The sequence below is a fragment of the Algoriphagus sp. PAP.12 genome (assembly GCF_026652115.1).
Classification (GTDB): Bacteria; Bacteroidota; Bacteroidia; order Cytophagales; family Cyclobacteriaceae; genus Algoriphagus.
This window is the reverse complement of record NZ_JAPPSQ010000002.1, coordinates 243,010-259,734: the sequence shown is the minus strand read 5'-3', so window position 1 is coordinate 259,734 and position 16,725 is coordinate 243,010. Positions and strand designations below refer to the sequence as shown.

The window sequence follows — 16,725 nt, the reverse complement described above, 5'->3', positions numbered from 1 at the left end:
TGCACCCATGGTTATTAATGGTTTGATCCTTTCAGGATCATGGGCATTGATGGAAGGAGTTTGGAGAATTGCGATTGGAGATTAGAGAAATTGGTGGAGCAGGAATGGTATCTGTGTTGAATTGAGGATATTCTTGTTATTGGACCACAAAGTGGTCGAACCTTCAATAACCTCCGGTGAAACCGGGGGTAAAAGCTAAGCTACACACAACGACCCCGAAGCGGGTCGAACTATTGATATTCGAGTTATTAATTCCGCTTTTTCAGGAAAATCAAATAATCCTTAACAAGGGCTCCAATAATGAAATTCAATAAGTTTTCCACCTTTTAAAATCAGCATTAATGCATCATCACTTTTGTCAAAATAATTGAATAAACTCCTTAAAACTTCATCATCTCTTTGATGAATTTGAATTGAATTTGATTTTTCCCCCATAAAACTTTCCAACTCTTCTTGAGTATTCAAACCTGAGAAAACAAAATCCTCATATTTCAACTGAATTTTTCCCTCTGGATCGAATTTGATTTCATCGATTTGATACCCCTCTTTTGAGTTTCCTATCCAATTGATGTTAGGATAAATCATTTGAAAATAAGGGCTTCCAGGCTGATCAACTGAGAAAAAGCCACATTCATAGTCTGTTTCGGTAAGAACTACATCTCCATAAGTCTTCTTGATTTCTGCCTCCGTTGTCTGAAAACAAGAAATCCCATCTAAGGTGAATTTGGAGGCATCAAAAGTTGTTTTTTCTTGGAGATTTGATGTTAAAAAAGAGAATATTAAAAGGATAATTGTTGACATTGTTTTAAAAGTTTATGGGATGAAAAAAAATGTAAAAAGTATGCCACTTTAATCATACAATTCCACGATCACCTCGATCTCTACCGCCATATTATTAGGTAGGGCAGCTACTCCGACAGCAGAACGGGCATGTTTTCCTTTTTCTCCAAATACTTCGACCATCAAGTCTGAAAAACCATTGATTACAGCTGGTTGGGCAGTGAAATCAGGATCTGAGTTGACCATTCCCAATACTTTTACGAATTGCTTGATTCTGCTCAAATCTCCCGTAGCTTTTTTCAGGACAGCGATTACTTCCAAGCCTGTTTCTTTGGCCGCTTCATATCCTTCTTCTTTCGTCAGATCTGCACCTACTTTTCCAAATACATCCGGACCTGTTCCCGCTAGATATAACATATTTCCTACCTGTCTCCACTTTACATAATTGGCGATGGGAGCGGAGATTTCTGGAAGTTCATAGCCTAGTTCTTTGAGCTTTGCTTCTGGGCTTTGAGTTTGAGAAAATGAGATTTGGCTGAAGCCAAGGATTAAAAAAGATAAAATCAGGATGTTTTTCATTGGATATTTGCTTGTATGAAACTAATCTAGCAGAATAATATTAAAAAGTTGTTTACAAGCATTGTCACCCATGGAAAAAGTAGAAATTCTCCCGTTTTCACCTGAATTGAAACCCTATTTTGATTCCATCAATAGAGTGTGGGTCGAAGAGTTGTTTGAAATTGAACCCTTCGACAAGGAACAATTGGAGAACCCTGAGAAGTATGTTTTGGACAAAGGAGGGGAAATCATTTTTGCAAAAATTGGAAATCAAGTTGTAGGTACTGTTGGCTTGGCCAAAGTGGATGAGAAAACCTATGAAATGATTAAAATGGGTGTAGATAGGTCCGCACAAGGCAAAGGTGTTGGAAGGATTTTAGGAGATGCTATTTTGGAAATTGCCAAAGAGAAAGGGGCCGAAAAGGTGGTGTTATTTACCCATTCTAAGTTAAAAGCTGCCTTGTCAATTTATGAGAAATTGGGCTTCAAAGAGGTGCAACTTTGTAATGATAAATATGTTCGTTGTGATCTTGCTATGGAATTAGATTTATAGTTGTCTGATTTACTGATATTTATCAGCTTAATCTCTGATATTCCTTTAGATATTAATTTGTGGAATTTTTGGATCTTGGCTAAAACAAAAACAAAATAGCCATGAAAACCATTATCGTACCTTTTGATTTTTCGACCTACTCCTTGGCAGCCCTAAAGACTGCCCAAAAGATTTCGAATAAGAGTGGTTCTAAAATTATTGCTGTCACAGTTATCCCTTCAGATTTGGATTATGAAAATCTGACTGAGGAAGCGAAAAAGAAGTTTACCGAGATCGCTGAGGAGAAAGAAGAAGCCCAATCCATATTGCCTAAATACATCGATGAGGTAGCACCATCCAAATCTGAAATTGAATTTGTTGTAAAAGTCGGAACTCCTAGTGAACGAATCCTCAAAGCAATCCAAGAATTTGAGGCAGAATTGGTGGTGATGGGAGCCCATGGAAAAGGTTTTGCCGAAGGGAAGTTTATCGGTTCGACCTTACAAAAAGTAATGAGAAATGCCATCTGCCCAGTTTTGGGAGTGAAGGAAGCATTGGATGGAAATGACCTCCGAAAAGTAGCCTTTGCATCTACCTTCAATGAAGGATCTAAGAAAGCTTTTGAGATTCTAAAATCCTTGATCAAACCTTTCAAATGCAGCGTTCACTTGCTTTTTGTGAATACTCCGGAGCATTTTACCGCATCTGATGTCATCAAAACTGGGATGGATTCCTTCCAAAAAGGACATGAAGAGATCGTGTTTCACCAGCATATCTACAATGCCAATGAAGTAGAAAGTGGATTAATTAATTTTTCTCAAGAACATGGGATCAAATGGCTGGTGGTGGTTTCTGGTCACCATGAAACAAGTCCAGCGTACCAAGTAGGGGTAACAGAAACAGTTTTGTTTAAAAGCGATCTGGGAGTCTTGAGCGTGAAAATCTAAGGTTTTGGCTCTGGAGAGTCCATAACAGCCTGAATTGGGTGCTTTGCATGAATCACCGAAGCACCCAAATTGTATAATCCCCGAATGTATTCTTTAATCACATTAGATAATGTTGAAAAAGGGATATCCGTTTTATGACTTTTAGCTTCGATATAGATTTCCTCAATCTCTTTTTCACTGTCCCTTTCCAAAAGCTTGATCCATTCTGGAATCTGCTCATTTTCCAGTTCTTGAGCTTTCAGTTCATCGATCTTTTCCAAAGTATCCTGAATCTTACTTTGAATAGTTTTATAAAGGTTTCTTGGAAGGTTTCTTTCGGCATCATCAATATCTTTCAAGTTTTGAGCTATTCCCTTGAAAGCCTTTGCTGCATACACCATCATGCGTAGAGAGAGCATCAAAGAGGTGAGTCTTTTTGCTTCCAATTCACTCATGGATTCGCTTTGAAGCTTGATATGATAAGCCGTTATTTCATCTTCGATAACTTTTATTTCATTGTATTCCTCAATGATTTCAAATGGATGTCCCAGAACCCTCTTCCATATAGAGACTTGCATGGGGGATTCCTGAATATTTCCACTGACCTGAAGGATAAACTGCTTTACTCTCTCATAAACCAAATCCAAATCCTTTTCCAAAGCCTTCAAAGCAGCTTCTGGAATGGAAGTTTCCACATTTTGAATATAGACCGTCAAGTGTTCTTTCTCCTTGACAAATCTTCTTTTGAGCCACTTTCTGATGATTCCCAAGAATGGGTAGAAAAGAAGAATTCCAGCTAGATTCATAAAGCTATTGAAGATCACCAAGTCGATCAATGGATCTTTTCCAAAAGCGAGAGTTTGAAGAAAATTCAAAATCAGATGCAAAAATGGAAGAATCAAAATCCCGGTTGTGAGGTTGAAAAGTAAGTGAAATGATGCCAACCGTTTCTTATCAGGAGTACCTTGAAAAGCTCCAAAAATAACAGTGATAGTAGTTCCTATATTCGAACCAACGGTTGCTGCTGCCGCTTGATCCAAACCTATAAATCCAGAATGAAGGGCACTCAATAGGATCACCAAAGTGGCCGAGCTTGATTGAATTAGGGCTGTTAAACCGATACCAGCAAGAAAGAAAACGAAAGCAGGGACATCTGAGAACTGGCTTAAATCGACTTGGTTGGCAAGTTCCTCGATGGAAGTTTTCATCAATTCGATTCCATAAAAGAGGAATCCAAATCCCAGCAGGAGAACGCCGATGTTTTTTAATATTTGGCGATTGGTAAAGAAAATATAAACCAGAGCACCAATACCAATAAAGGGGAGTGCAATGGAAGCAATGCTGACTTTGAAACCTAATGTCGCTACTATCCAGGCTGTAAAAGTGGTGCCTAAATTGGCTCCCAGGATTACTCCAAGAGTGTTTTTTAAACTGATCAATCCAGCTCCCAAAAAAGCCAAAACCATTAAGGTTACTAAAGAGCTACTCTGAAGAATTGCGGTTATGAAAGTTCCCGTAAGAACTCCTTTCCAGGGTTTATTGGTAAATTTTTGAAGCAAGTTTCGGAAAGAGCGACCTGCCAAATTTTTCAACCCAGTTTCCATTTGGTTCATCCCTAGAAGGAAAATTCCCAATCCGGCTACAAACTCCCAATAGTTAAATGTTTCCATTCCTTGCTCTCAAAGTAGAATCTTATGGGAAAATAAGGGAAATCCTATTCTTGAAAAATGATAAAATTCAGGATTACCAGAATCGGAATCGTTTTTCATAGATTCGATTTCGGAAGATCCAGTTCTGGAAGATATCTTCTGAGAAGTGGATTTCCAGGCCAACATTCACGGTCATATAGCCATCAAATCGATGTCTCAAACCTGAGCCTCTACGAATTCGGCCTCCATTTCTAAGGATTTTATCTACATCTGGCAATCCATTATCATCCATGAAGTTTGGATTCCTGATAGCTAGACGAAGTCGATCAGGATTGTTTCCGCTGACATAGTCTTCCACCAAATCCAAATAGAATTCACTGACATTATATGCAGAAATATCATCCATGTAATCTGACAATGTGAATCGATAGTTTCCTTCGAAAGTCAAGTCCATATAGACATTGAGCTTGTACTTAAATCCCAAACCCATTGGGAAAGTGATGATATATCGCTCGTAGGGATTGTTTTCAAGCTGGAGTGGTCTCAAATCCACCCATTCTCCATCCAGTTGAGTTTCAGGATTATTGGTGGTCATCCCAACACCGAAGAAGATATATGGATTCCATAGGGGTCTATGGATATTTGGAACCTTTACTGGATGCCAATAGTATTCGATGATTCCAGCCATTTCCCAGTTTTTGGCTCGGAAATTTAGATTTCTTGGTGTTCTATAAGCTCTAGGGTCGGAAGGAGGATCTTGACCAGATATTTTAATGTAAGAAAAATCTCCTCTTGCCCGCAGATGAGTTCCGAAGGTATAGTGAAAAGCAATATTTGCATTCCAGTCAGGCTGAACACCTTCATTGTATTTCCAAAATGAATAAAGCTCACCAAAGTATTGAGAAGGGCCAATGCTGGCTGAGAAAGACCATGGTTCCTCAAAGCGGTAGCGGTAAAAACTTTGCGAGAAAGCTTCACTGCCCAAAAGGAAAAAAAGAAAAACTAGTAAAACCTTTCTCATTCTATAGCTATATGCCTAAACTTTTCGAAAAATACTCTTAATCAATAAACTATCAAAGATATGTGAACTTTATCCCTGTTCCTTTGAAAGACATTTTTTTACAGCTGAGATTCCTTCTTGGTTATTTGATAGAACAATCAGGAGGTCATTTCCTTCCAATTCTGTGGAGCCATTGGGAGTAATGTAGAGTCCATCTCTCTTAATCATCGCGATAATTGCCCCTGTGGGAAAGCCAATTTCTACGATGCGTTTGCCTATTACTGCATCTGTCGGAAAAAGTTGGATTTCCTCCATCGCAGTTTTGGTTTCATCTTGCAGCAGATAATCTATGGGTAGGATTTTCTTCGCTTTTTCAGGAAGTGCCACATGAAGCCATTTGGCTACAAGGCCTAGCGTAGTTCCCTGAAGGAGTATGGAAATAAGAGAAATAAAGAATACAATATTGAAAATTGCATTGGCTTTATCGATTCCTGCTATCAAAGGATATGTGGCAAAAACGATAGGAACAGCCCCTCTTAATCCTACCCATGAAATAAAAAGCCTGCGTCGGTTTTTCATTTTGAAGGGTAAAAGACTCAAATAAACTCCAAGCGGTCTGGCAACGAAAATTTGGAAAATAGCTATTAAAATCCCAATTCCCATAAAAGGCAATATCTGTGAAGGGAACACAAGTAAACCCAGAGTAAGGAAAAGGACAATTTGCATCAGCCAGGCAAAACCATCAAAAAACTTAAGAATGGATTTCTTATGAATCAGGTCCTGATTTCCCAAATAAACTGCCGCAATGTAAATCGCCAAGAAACCATTTCCGCCTGCAAAATCGGTCACCGAAAAGATGAAAAACATCAATCCAATCATCAAGACGGGATACAATCCTTCAAATCCCAATTTGATTAGATTGATCAGGTATTTACCGAATTTTCCCAATAGAAAACCAAGCAATCCCCCGATAATCATCTGAGCCAGAAAGGATGGGATGATCTCCCAAACTGATTTTTCTGGCTGTAGAACCAATGACAAAAAGGAAATTGTCAGGACATAAGCCATCGGATCGTTGGAGCCACTTTCCAGTTCGAGCGTTGGTCTCAAATTGGTTTTTAAAGCAATGCTTTTCGAACGAAGGATTGAAAATACGGCTGCTGCATCTGTAGAAGAGACAATAGATCCCAACAAAAGTCCTTCAAAAAGGGTGAAGTCTGTGACTAGATGTATAAAAAGCCCCAGCGAAAGTGCTGTGAGCAAAACTCCAATTGTGGAAAGTGAGATTCCTTGACCTAAAACAGGTTTGACAGTTTTCCAATCCGTCTCCAAGCCTCCGGAAAACAAGATAAAATTCAGAGATACGATTCCAATAAACTGAGCAGTACCGGGATTGTCAAACCTAATTCCAATTAACCCATCAGAACCAGCTAGCATACCCAAACCCAAAAACAAAACGAGCGTTGGGACTCCGAATTTATTTGAGGTTTTTCCGACTAAAATACTGATGATTAATAGGCTGGAGCCAATTAAAAGTATGTTTTCACTGGTTAATTCCATGTGAGGAAATGGTCAGGTATGATTTAATCCACTTTTTCCATACTAGACTTAATATGGATATCTCTTTGAGGGAATGGGATTTCAACGCCTTCTTGACCGAATTTTTTAAAGATTTCAAAGTAGAGCTGACTCTTCAAGACTTTAGGTCTATTGATGTATTCAGAGGTCCACACCCGAAGTGTAAAATTAATACTACTATCGGCATATTCATCAAAAAGGACATCGGCCTCGGGAGTGTTTCTTACACCTGGGTTGTTTTTGGCAACTTCTAAAAGTATGTTTTTGACTTTTTCTGGATCCTCCTTATAGGAAACTCCTACAGGGAAATTGAACCTTACCATTCTATCACTATGTGACCAATTGATTACTTGGCTGTCGATAAACTGACTATTCGGAACGATGATGGTTATATTATCATTAGTAACGATCATGGTTGATCGAGCCGAAATTTTGATTACATCTCCATTGACGTCACCGACCTCGATTCTATCTCCAACCTTGATTGGTTGCTCAAATAGAATAATCAATCCAGAAATAAAGTTGTTTGTGATGTTTTGCAAACCAAAACCAATACCAACACCGACGGCACCAGCAAGTACTCCCAACGCACTCAAATCAATTCCATTGGTTTGGAGAATGGTAAATACACCAATTATAATTAGAATGTATTTGACGAGCATTCCAATCGTCTGGCGCGTCCCGATGTTGATTTCATATCGGGTCAGGATTTTATTGACAAGGATTTTTCTAAATAGCTCTGAAATGAGAAAAACTGCGACAAAAGAAATGATCAATACTAAGAGCAAACCTAGAGTTAGATGCGATTCTCCCAGTCTAAAAAGACTTAGATTCATCAATTTTTCTATCCATTCCAGTAAATGAAAATTATCTAAGCTATTTGATGTGGAAGTTGCAAGAGTATCTGTTTGCATGCGGTAATTATTGATACTTAATTCTGTAATTTTGGCTTAAAATATTAAAAACCTAGACCTAAAACACTTTTAAAGATAGACTTGTTGTGATTTCGGAAGAAAATTTTGTTTAGCTTGACAAAAGCTCCAAAATCAGAAATTTTCAATGGACATTCTGTAATTTTGAAATATGAGTAAGCAAAAAGAAGAACTCGAACACCGGCTTAAGCTTCGGAATATCAAACTATCTGATTATGATGATATTCGAGAAATCATGGTGGCAATTTATAAAAACAAAGGTGGTGCCTGGACTCGTGAGGAACTGAAAAATCAAATCAAAGCTTTCCCAGAAGGACAAATTTGTATCGAAGATAATGGCAAAGTAGTCGCAGCTGCTTTGAGTTTGGTGGTGGACTATGCCCGGTTTGGAGATAACCATACCTATGATCAAATTACCGGATTTGGAAAGTTTGATACTCATGATGAAGAAGGGGATACCCTTTATGGAACCGATGTGTTTGTTCATCATGAATACAGGGGTATGCGATTGGGAAGACGTCTGTACGATGCTAGAAAGGAATTGTGTGAAAATCTAAACCTAAGGTCAATCATTGCCGGTGGTAGAATTCCAGGATATTCCAAGTATGCGGATGAGATGACACCTCGCAAGTACATCGACTTGGTCAAAAATAAAGAGATTTTTGATCCAGTACTTTCATTCCAATTGGCAAATGAGTTTCACGTAAGGAAAGTTATTACCAAATACCTTCCTGAAGATACTGATTCAAGAGCTTATGCTACATTGCTTGAATGGATCAATATCTATTATGAGAAAGATGAAAAGCTGATCGGTAATAAGAAGTCCATCGTCCGTCTGGGATTGGTTCAGTGGAAAATGCGCCGATTCGCCAATGTGGATGACTTGATGCAGCAAGTGGAATTTTTTGTGGATACAATCTCAGGATACAAGTCTGATTTTTGTCTATTTCCTGAATTCTTCAATGCACCGATGTTGGCTGAGTTCAATGATATGGATGCTTCAGAAGCCATCCGGAATTTAGCTGATTATACAGATGAAATCGTTGCTAGAATGAGTGAGTTGGCAGTTTCTTACAATGTGAATGTTATTGCCGGTTCCATGCCTGAATATGATGGGAAGAAACTCCGAAATGTGAGTTATCTCTGCCGTCGAGATGGTACCCAAAACAAGCAATACAAGCTCCATATTACTCCTGATGAGTCGGCCTATTGGGGACTTCAAGGAGGTAACGGGATCAACGTGTTTGATACCGATGCTGGAAGAATAGGGATTTTGATATGCTACGATGTGGAATTCCCCGAATTGGGCAGAATCTTGGCTGAGCAGGATATGGATATTCTATTCGTTCCTTTTTGGACTGATACCAAAAATGCGTTTTTAAGAGTCAATACCTGTGCAAGATCAAGAGCGATCGAGAATGAGTGTTATGTAGCCATCACAGGTTCTGTAGGTAACTTGCCAAAAGTTGAAAATATGGATATTCAGTATTCTCAGGCGGCAATTTATTCACCTTCGGATTTCTCATTTCCCCATGATTCCATCGTGGCTCAAGCTTCAGAAAATGCCGAAACAACCATCGTTGCCGACGTGGATCTAGATTTATTAACCAAACAAAGAAAAGCAGGTAGTGTGCGTAACTTGGAGCAGCGCAGACTGGACCTTTATTCAATTCAATGGAAGCAGAAGAAATAGTAAAAGCTTATTACTCACATGTCTCTGAAGAGGTGTGGGAAAGAGCAAAAAAAATAAAATTGCTGATCACTGATGTCGATGGTGTTTTAACTGATGGTGGGGTGATCTACGATGACAATAAAATTGAATTCAAGAAATTCAATGTCAAAGATGGATTGATTGTCCACCACCTACGAAGAAGCTATATCATGGTTGGTGCGATTACAGGCAGATCATCTCAAGTCGTGATGAATCGTTGTGAGGAGTTGCGTTTTGACTTTCATTACCACGGGATCAAAGACAAGCTTAAAAAGCTTTCAGAGATATTGGAAACCATGGAAATCGCATTGGAGGAAGTGGCTTATATCGGTGATGATCTGATTGATTTACCCATTTTGACTAAAGTGGGACTGGCAGTAGCTCCGTCAGATGCTTTGGCCTATGTGAAACCTTACGTACATTATGTGTCTCCATTGGATGGGGGAAAAGGAGTGTTTCGTGAAACAGCGGATTTAATTTTACATTCCAAAGGAAGGCTACTTCCTTTGATTCAAACCTTTATTGAAAAAAATGATGAATAGAACTTCCAGCAACATGCAAATCCGTGAAGGGATTGTTTTGGGATCCGAGAAACCGGTCCTTTTTGCTGGTCCTTGTGCTGTAGAAAGTTTCGATATCTGTATGGAAATCGGCTCTCAGGTAAAAGAATTAGCTGATAAGAATGGCTTTTCATATGTGTTTAAAGCCTCTTTTGACAAAGCAAACAGAACATCCTCAGGATCTTTTAGAAGTATCGGAATGGATAAGTCTTTGGAAGTTCTTCAAAGAGTGGGAAAGGAATTGGACGTCCCGTTGGTTACGGATATTCATGAAAGCTATCAGGCCAAAGATGTGGCTGAAGTCGTGGATGTACTTCAGATTCCTGCTTTCCTTTGTCGTCAGACTGATCTCTTGCTTGCTGCAGCAGAAACAGGCAAGGCGGTGAAAATCAAAAGAGGGCAATTTATGGCACCAGAAGATATGCAGTATGCTGTCAAAAAAGTAAGAAATGCCGGAAATGATAATGTCTGCTTGACGGAAAGAGGCTTTTCTCTAGGCTACCACAATTTGGTGGTAGATATGAGAGGGCTTCCGATTATGCGGCAATTTGCACCGGTGGTATTTGATATTACCCATTCTGTTCAGCAACCTGGAGGGCAAGGTGGAACCAGTGGGGGACAGCGAGAATTTGCTCCCATTCTGGCCAGAGCTGCAGCTGCAACTGGTATTGATGGATTCTTTATTGAAACTCACCCAGAGCCTGCTAAAGCATTAAGTGATGGGCCTAATTTGATTCCTTTAAGAAAAATGAGTGAATTTCTTCCCATGCTCAAAGAGGCATGGACTTTGGGAAGAAAGTTTCAGGATTTTAAAGTTGAAGATTAATATGAGATTAACCATTTTTAGATTAAACCGAGTGCTAGTTACCTCGGTTTTTCTTTTTTTAATGAATCAATATTCCTTTGGAATCCAGGATGATATAGCTAATCAGATTAGGCATAGGTTTGAGACAGACCAACCGAAAGAAAAATTGGAAATTCGCGAGATTCAACTCGTATCGGGAGATGAATTGTTTCCTTTTTATACTACAAGAGAATTTGTTCCAGTTTGGTCCGAGAATGGGATTTTAAAGGAAATGGCTTACGAATTACGCTTTGAGATAAAGCAGGCAAAATACGATGGACTGAACCCTAAAGATTACCATTTGGAATTGTTTGATGCTTTTTTTGAAACTTTTGAGCAAAATAAAGATTCAGGAAGTTCCAATGAGATTACAGATGTCGCTGATCTGGATATTTTCTTAACTGATGCATTTTTCAGACTTGCTAAAGATTTGGAGATAGGAAGAGTTGATCCATCGGTACTAAAGTCAGAGTGGGAGATTCCCCCAATTGTGAAGAATACTGATTATGGACAGTTATTGACCGAGGCTACAAAAGGCGGTCAATTAAGGTCTTATTTGGTGAGCCTTTATCCCAAGTTTATGATGTATAGAAATGGCCGTGAAGTCCTTCGAGCCATGGAAAATATTGAAGAAAAAGACAGCCTGGATTGGAAAGAGATAAAAATCAATAAATCCATTAAGCCGGGAGATTCCAATTCGGATATTCCGGTTATTCGAGAGAGGTTGAGGTTTTGGGGGTATTTGAGTGATTCGGCTGATATCAGTTCCAAAAACTATGATTCTGCTTTGGTAGAAGCTGTTAAATCATTTCAGCAGGAAAATGGAATGGAAGATGATGGAATTTTGGGGAATCTTTCAATTCTTTCCTTAAATCAGTCACCTTCAGATTTGATAGATAAGATTTCTGTCAATCTTGAAAGGATGAGGTGGCTGCCGGATACTGTTGATAATTCTGAATTTATCTTGGTAAATATTGCCAACTTTCAATTGGATCTGATTGATAAACTGGATACAATTCATACAGCCAAGGTTATAGTTGGGAAGCGATATCATGAGTCTCCGATTTTTATGGCAGAAATGAGTTATATTGTTTTTAGTCCCTATTGGAATATTCCTTATTCTATTACCAGAAATGAGATTTTGCCTTCGATTCGCAAGAATCCCAACTACCTTCGCGACAAAAACATGGAAGTAGTGACTTCAGCGGGGAAAGTTGTTGATCCTTCTACGGTTGATTTCAGTTCCAAATCTTTTCCATATTGGATTCGTCAAAAGCCCGGTGGAAGTAACTCCCTGGGTCTGGTGAAGTTTATGTTCCCCAATAAGCATAGTGTCTATATCCATGATACCCCTGCTAGGTCTTTGTTTTCCAGAGAAGACAGAGCTCTATCTCATGGATGTATCCGATTGCAGGATCCTGCCAAGTTTGCCCAGATCCTTTTGGAGGGAAATAGAGGGTGGACTCCCCAAAAAATCGATGAAGCCATGCATTTGGATCATGAGGAAATTGTCAATTTGGACCGGAAAATACCTGTCGTGATTTTGTATTTGACTTTTTGGGCTGATTCAAATGGGAAAGGTCATTTTCGACCTGATATCTATGGTAGAGATCAGGAAGTTCTTACAGCTTTGAGAAAGTAATTTGCATTAAATTTCTGTTGTAGCTTTTCCACAATGCTGGGAAAAATATTCGCAAACCCACCCAATTGGATTTTTGGGTGGGTTTGTTGGTTTTAAGTAAAATATCCATTTCAAGTGATCTGAGGCTGATTTTTTGATATTCTACAAAATTCCGCACTTGATTTGAATTCTAGAGGACAGTTGATAAAAGCAAAATCTTTTAGAATATGAAAAATAAAGCATTGTTGTTTACTCTGGTTTTTGCGCTGGTAGCTGCAGGGATTTGGGTGGTATATAGAATGAACAGAACTGATTTGACTGAAGCAATCGAATCAAGATTTATTTCGGAAAATGAAAATGAGGTTTTGATATCAAAAGATATCAGGCTGACTCACTTTTCCGAAATTCAGGAGTTTTATGAAAATCGAGGATATGAAGAGGTTTGGTCCACAAATGGGAAGATCAATTCTCAGGGGGAAGATCTATTGAATGCCATCTCTGAAGTAAAATATGATGGTTTGAAACCTTCCGATTATCATCATGAATTCCTTGAAAAAGTAGAAACGGAAATTCAGGATAAAAAGAAGATTCTACAACCTAAATCTTCTCCTGAGTTGGTGGATTTTGAATTGGTCATGACAGATGCCTTTTTGGATTTAGTCTATGATCTGAAGTTTGGGATTGTTTCCGAAAAGCAAAGAGGTAATTATTGGAAGTTGCCGGCTAAAAAGGAGGAATTTAATCCAATGGAAGCTTTGGCAGAAGTGGCAGATGGCGAGAATGTTGAAGACTTTTTGGAAAGCCTTTATCCTGAATTGGCTATGTATACAAAAGGTAGAGAAGTCTTGAAAGAACTTTATGCAATCAATGAAGAAGATACTTTGACTTGGAAGCCGGTTCGATTTGAAGAAACTTTGAAAGTGGGTGACGAAGATCCAGCTGTTCCGGATTTAAGAAAGAGACTTCAGTTTTGGGGTTATTTGAGTGAATATAAATTAGATAATCCGAATTTGTTTGATTCTGTAATGCTGGATGGTTTGAAAAAATACCAAATTGAAAATGGGATGAAACCTGATGGAGCAATTGGTGAATTGACGGCTGATTTTCTAAATGACTCACCTGAAAAACTGATTGAAATAGCCTCTGTCAACATGGAGAGAATGAGGTGGTTGCCAGAAATGGACTGGGATCAGGAAATGGTCTTGGTCAATATCGCTAACTACCAATTGGATTACCTGACCAAAGGAGACACGACGCTTTCTGCCAAGGTGATTGTGGGGAAGGAATACAATGAGTCTCCTGTATTTACTGCTCCAATGAGCTATATCGTATTCAGCCCTTATTGGAATATTCCACCTTCCATTACCCAAGGAGAAATCATTCCGGCAATGCAGAAAAACAAGAATTATTTAGCAGAGAAAAACATGGAGGTCGTTTCTAGTTCTGGAGAAGTTGTGGATCCTCAAAAGATCAATTGGATCAGAAACGAAGCGAATAATTACAGAATTAGACAAAAGCCAGGTCAAGGTAATTCATTAGGCTTAGTGAAATTTATGTTTCCTAATGATTACAATATTTATATCCACGATACACCTGCGAGAGGACTATTTGAAAGGGAAACCAGAGCCTTGAGTCATGGATGTATCCGAATCCAATATCCAGATCAATTCGCACAAGCCTTATTGCAGGATGATGACTGGACTTCAGATAAAATTCAGGAAGCCATGCATTTGGATAGAGAAGAAGTAGTGAATCTAAATAGGGAAGTTCCGGTAACACTTTTATACCTGACCTTCTGGGCAGATTCCAATGGGAAAGCCCATTTTAGACCTGATGTTTATAAAAGAGATACCGAAGTGCTAGAAGCCATGAAGAAAGCTTAAGGCTGAAGTAAAGCTGAGGCCTGCAGATAGGAAGGGTCGTTGCCAAATACAAAAAGCAATGATCCTTCTTTGATATAATCGATCGCTTCTTTTGAAATCTCAGAGGGAAGGGCTGGGCAACCTAGGCTTCTACCTAATCTACCTGTAGCTGCTGCAAATTCCTCTTTGGCATAATCCGCGCCATGAATGACGATGGCACGATTTCTAGCCTGATCATTGAATCCTTTTTCTAAACCGTCTAATCGAAGTGAATAGCCATGTTTACCAAAATAAGTTTCAGCGGTTTTATAGAAACCCAGACTGCTTTTAAAAGACTCAGGCTGATTGGAAAAGGATTTGGCCATCAATTGACCTGAATTTCTTCCATGAGAAACTACTGTGTTCAACAAAACTTTTGCTGCATTCATATCAATGACCCACATACGCTTTTCGGTAGAAGGCAAGCTGAAATCAATGATGGTTAAAATAGGGTTGTTAATGTTTCCTTGGAGTTTTTCCCAACCATTTGCTGCCAAATCAAACACTTGCTTGGAAGGCAAGGCTGCTGAAAGATTAAGAAGTCTATCATAAACTCCTTCAGATTTCTCTGTAGATGGGGTATAGGTATGAGTCGGAATTTCCGGTTCAGATAGGGTGAGTAAGCTGAAGACCAGAAACAGAATAGGTAGTTTTAGCATATGCTCAGGGTGAATAGCAAAGTTAAAGCCAATTATTGTTTTGATCAAAATTCTGATTAGTAGAAGTTTATGATTCTTGTCAGAATTCCGGGTTACTAATTAGGGGAACTAAGAATGGGGTGCTTTTCGTTCCATTCTTGGTGAAAAAATCAGATTCTTGGCTCAGCCGAGAAATATGGTTAGTTTTGCGCCTCTTTAAATCAAATTAATCTGTTGGAAAGCAAGGACTTGAAGATTTGTTTAGATTTTAATGAGTAAAAATTAAACAAAATAGAGCCACTTGCTGTTCAGGAAAGGTAAATGAAAGTAAAAGTATTTCGTAAGGAGCATTTTAATGCAGCGCATAGATTAAACAATCCGAATTGGTCTGAGGAGAAAAACCAGACCGTTTTCGGGAAATGTAACAATCCTCATTATCATGGACATAATTACGAACTGATTGTAACCCTCAAAGGGGAAATCAATCCTGAAACAGGATACGTATATGATATGAAACTGCTCAGCGATTTGATCAAGGAGCATGTTTTAAGAAAATTTGATCACAAAAATTTAAACCTGGATACCGATGAATTCACGAATCTTAACCCAACCGCTGAGAACATTGCAGTGGTTATTTGGAATATTCTAAGGGAAAAAATTGATCGGAAACTCGAGTTAATAATTCGACTTTATGAAACAGAAAGAAACTTTGTTGAATACGATGGGAATTAACATCTCCCGCGCTTCATTTGAGGAAATCGGTGAAGAACATGTTGGAACCTCCTTAGAAACTCCTCTCAGAGAGGATGCTTTCGAAATGGACGATGATCTTAAAGTTGAGTTGATCGAGAAGCATTTCCGAGAAATCATGAATATTTTGGGGTTGGATTTGACTGATGACAGCTTGAAAGGTACGCCTCACAGAGTAGCAAAAATGTATGTGAAAGAGGTGTTTGCAGGATTGAACCCTAAAAACAAGCCTACTGCCAAACTTTTTGAAAACAAGTACAAGTACAATGAGATGTTAGTGGAGAAGGATATTACGTTCCATTCACATTGCGAGCATCACTTTGTGCCAATTTATGGCAGAGCTCACGTAGCTTATATCTCAAATGGAAATGTGATTGGACTTTCCAAAATCAATAGAATCGTCCAGTATTTTGCGAAAAGACCTCAAGTTCAGGAAAGATTAACCATGCAAATTGGAAATGAGTTGAAAGAAGCTTTGGGAACAGAAGATGTGGCGGTGATCATGGATGCTTACCATATGTGTGTTAGCTCCAGAGGTGTTCAGGATACCAATAGCTCAACAGTTACCTCTTTCTATTCAGGAAAGTTTGAAAAAGACGAACAAGCTCGAAATGAGTTTTTGAAATACATTAGTCTCGAAAAATAAGCGGGACATACTAGACCAACGACAAAGCCAGGTAGGAATGCCTGGCTTTTTATTTTTAGATTTTTTAGGAAAGCACTCTTACGTTTTATTTGGATAGTT

General features: G+C 38.8%; 16 protein-coding genes. 9 read left to right on the top strand and 7 right to left on the bottom strand.

The annotated features are described in order from the left end of the window. Positions 1–282: 282 nt before the first annotated feature. Entirely contained in the window at positions 283–801 is a 519-nt protein-coding gene (locus O0V13_RS04530) for a hypothetical protein (RefSeq protein WP_268033802.1), read from the bottom strand. A gap of 48 nt (positions 802–849) precedes the next feature. Further along, positions 850–1,359 (bottom strand): RidA family protein, encoded by a 510-nt coding sequence (locus tag O0V13_RS04525; protein WP_268033801.1) that lies wholly within the window; start codon positions 1,357–1,359, stop codon positions 850–852. A gap of 70 nt (positions 1,360–1,429) precedes the next feature. Between O0V13_RS04525 and O0V13_RS04520 the strand changes: the two genes are divergently transcribed. Both O0V13_RS04520 and O0V13_RS04515 read left to right on the top strand, forming a co-directional pair. Then, a complete protein-coding gene (locus O0V13_RS04520) occupies positions 1,430–1,891 on the top strand; it encodes a GNAT family N-acetyltransferase (RefSeq protein WP_268033800.1) in 462 nt (153 codons plus the stop codon). Positions 1,892–1,992: 101 nt separating this feature from the next. Then, on the top strand, positions 1,993–2,817 hold the full coding sequence (locus O0V13_RS04515; protein ID WP_268033799.1) for a universal stress protein: 825 nt from the start codon (positions 1,993–1,995) through the stop codon (positions 2,815–2,817). Here O0V13_RS04515 and O0V13_RS04510 read toward each other — a convergent pair. From O0V13_RS04510 to O0V13_RS04495, 4 genes are all read right to left on the bottom strand, one after another. Next, positions 2,814–4,466, bottom strand: a complete 1,653-nt coding sequence (locus O0V13_RS04510) for a Na/Pi cotransporter family protein (protein WP_268033798.1) — start codon at positions 4,464–4,466, stop codon at positions 2,814–2,816. The genes O0V13_RS04515 and O0V13_RS04510 overlap by 4 nt on opposite strands. A gap of 73 nt (positions 4,467–4,539) precedes the next feature. Next, positions 4,540–5,466 (bottom strand): hypothetical protein, encoded by a 927-nt coding sequence (locus tag O0V13_RS04505; protein ID WP_268033797.1) that lies wholly within the window; start codon positions 5,464–5,466, stop codon positions 4,540–4,542. A gap of 69 nt (positions 5,467–5,535) precedes the next feature. Further along, entirely contained in the window at positions 5,536–7,005 is a 1,470-nt protein-coding gene (locus tag O0V13_RS04500) for a potassium/proton antiporter (protein ID WP_268033796.1), read from the bottom strand. A 23-nt stretch (positions 7,006–7,028) separates the two neighbouring features. Next, a complete protein-coding gene (locus O0V13_RS04495) occupies positions 7,029–7,937 on the bottom strand; it encodes a mechanosensitive ion channel family protein (RefSeq protein WP_268033795.1) in 909 nt (302 codons plus the stop codon). Between the two features lie 169 nt (positions 7,938–8,106). Here O0V13_RS04495 and O0V13_RS04490 point away from each other — a divergent pair, with 169 nt between their 5' ends. The 5 genes from O0V13_RS04490 to O0V13_RS04470 all read left to right on the top strand — a co-directional run bounded on the left by O0V13_RS04490 (position 8,107) and on the right by O0V13_RS04470 (position 14,574). Further along, entirely contained in the window at positions 8,107–9,648 is a 1,542-nt protein-coding gene (locus O0V13_RS04490; RefSeq protein ID WP_268033794.1) for a bifunctional GNAT family N-acetyltransferase/carbon-nitrogen hydrolase family protein, read from the top strand. After that, complete coding sequence (locus O0V13_RS04485) at positions 9,630–10,208, top strand: KdsC family phosphatase (protein WP_268033793.1); 579 nt, start codon at positions 9,630–9,632, stop codon at positions 10,206–10,208. Before O0V13_RS04490 ends, O0V13_RS04485 begins: the two co-directional genes overlap by 19 nt. Further along, positions 10,201–11,052 carry a 3-deoxy-8-phosphooctulonate synthase gene (gene kdsA / locus O0V13_RS04480; RefSeq protein WP_268033891.1) on the top strand — a complete coding sequence of 284 codons (852 nt, stop codon included), beginning with the start codon at positions 10,201–10,203 and terminating at the stop codon, positions 11,050–11,052. Before O0V13_RS04485 ends, kdsA begins: the two co-directional genes overlap by 8 nt. Before the next feature lie 61 nt (positions 11,053–11,113). Beyond that, the gene (locus O0V13_RS04475) at positions 11,114–12,712 is read left to right on the top strand and encodes a L,D-transpeptidase family protein (protein WP_268033792.1); all 1,599 of its coding nucleotides are present in this window, start codon (positions 11,114–11,116) and stop codon (positions 12,710–12,712) included. A gap of 206 nt (positions 12,713–12,918) precedes the next feature. Next, positions 12,919–14,574 (top strand): L,D-transpeptidase family protein, encoded by a 1,656-nt coding sequence (locus tag O0V13_RS04470; RefSeq protein WP_268033791.1) that lies wholly within the window; start codon positions 12,919–12,921, stop codon positions 14,572–14,574. On the opposite strand, the gene O0V13_RS04465 is transcribed toward O0V13_RS04470, so the two are convergent. Next, the gene (locus O0V13_RS04465) at positions 14,571–15,251 is read right to left on the bottom strand and encodes a murein L,D-transpeptidase catalytic domain family protein (protein WP_268033790.1); all 681 of its coding nucleotides are present in this window, start codon (positions 15,249–15,251) and stop codon (positions 14,571–14,573) included. The two genes, O0V13_RS04470 and O0V13_RS04465, sit on opposite strands and share 4 nt — an antisense overlap. 300 nt (positions 15,252–15,551) lie before the next feature. Here O0V13_RS04465 and O0V13_RS04460 point away from each other — a divergent pair, with 300 nt between their 5' ends. Together O0V13_RS04460 and folE are read left to right on the top strand one after the other, a co-directional pair. After that, entirely contained in the window at positions 15,552–15,962 is a 411-nt protein-coding gene (locus tag O0V13_RS04460; protein ID WP_268033789.1) for a 6-pyruvoyl trahydropterin synthase family protein, read from the top strand. After that, complete coding sequence (folE, locus tag O0V13_RS04455) at positions 15,922–16,626, top strand: GTP cyclohydrolase I FolE (protein ID WP_073570501.1); 705 nt, start codon at positions 15,922–15,924, stop codon at positions 16,624–16,626. The genes O0V13_RS04460 and folE overlap by 41 nt, the downstream gene beginning before the upstream one ends. Positions 16,627–16,725 lie beyond the last annotated feature (99 nt).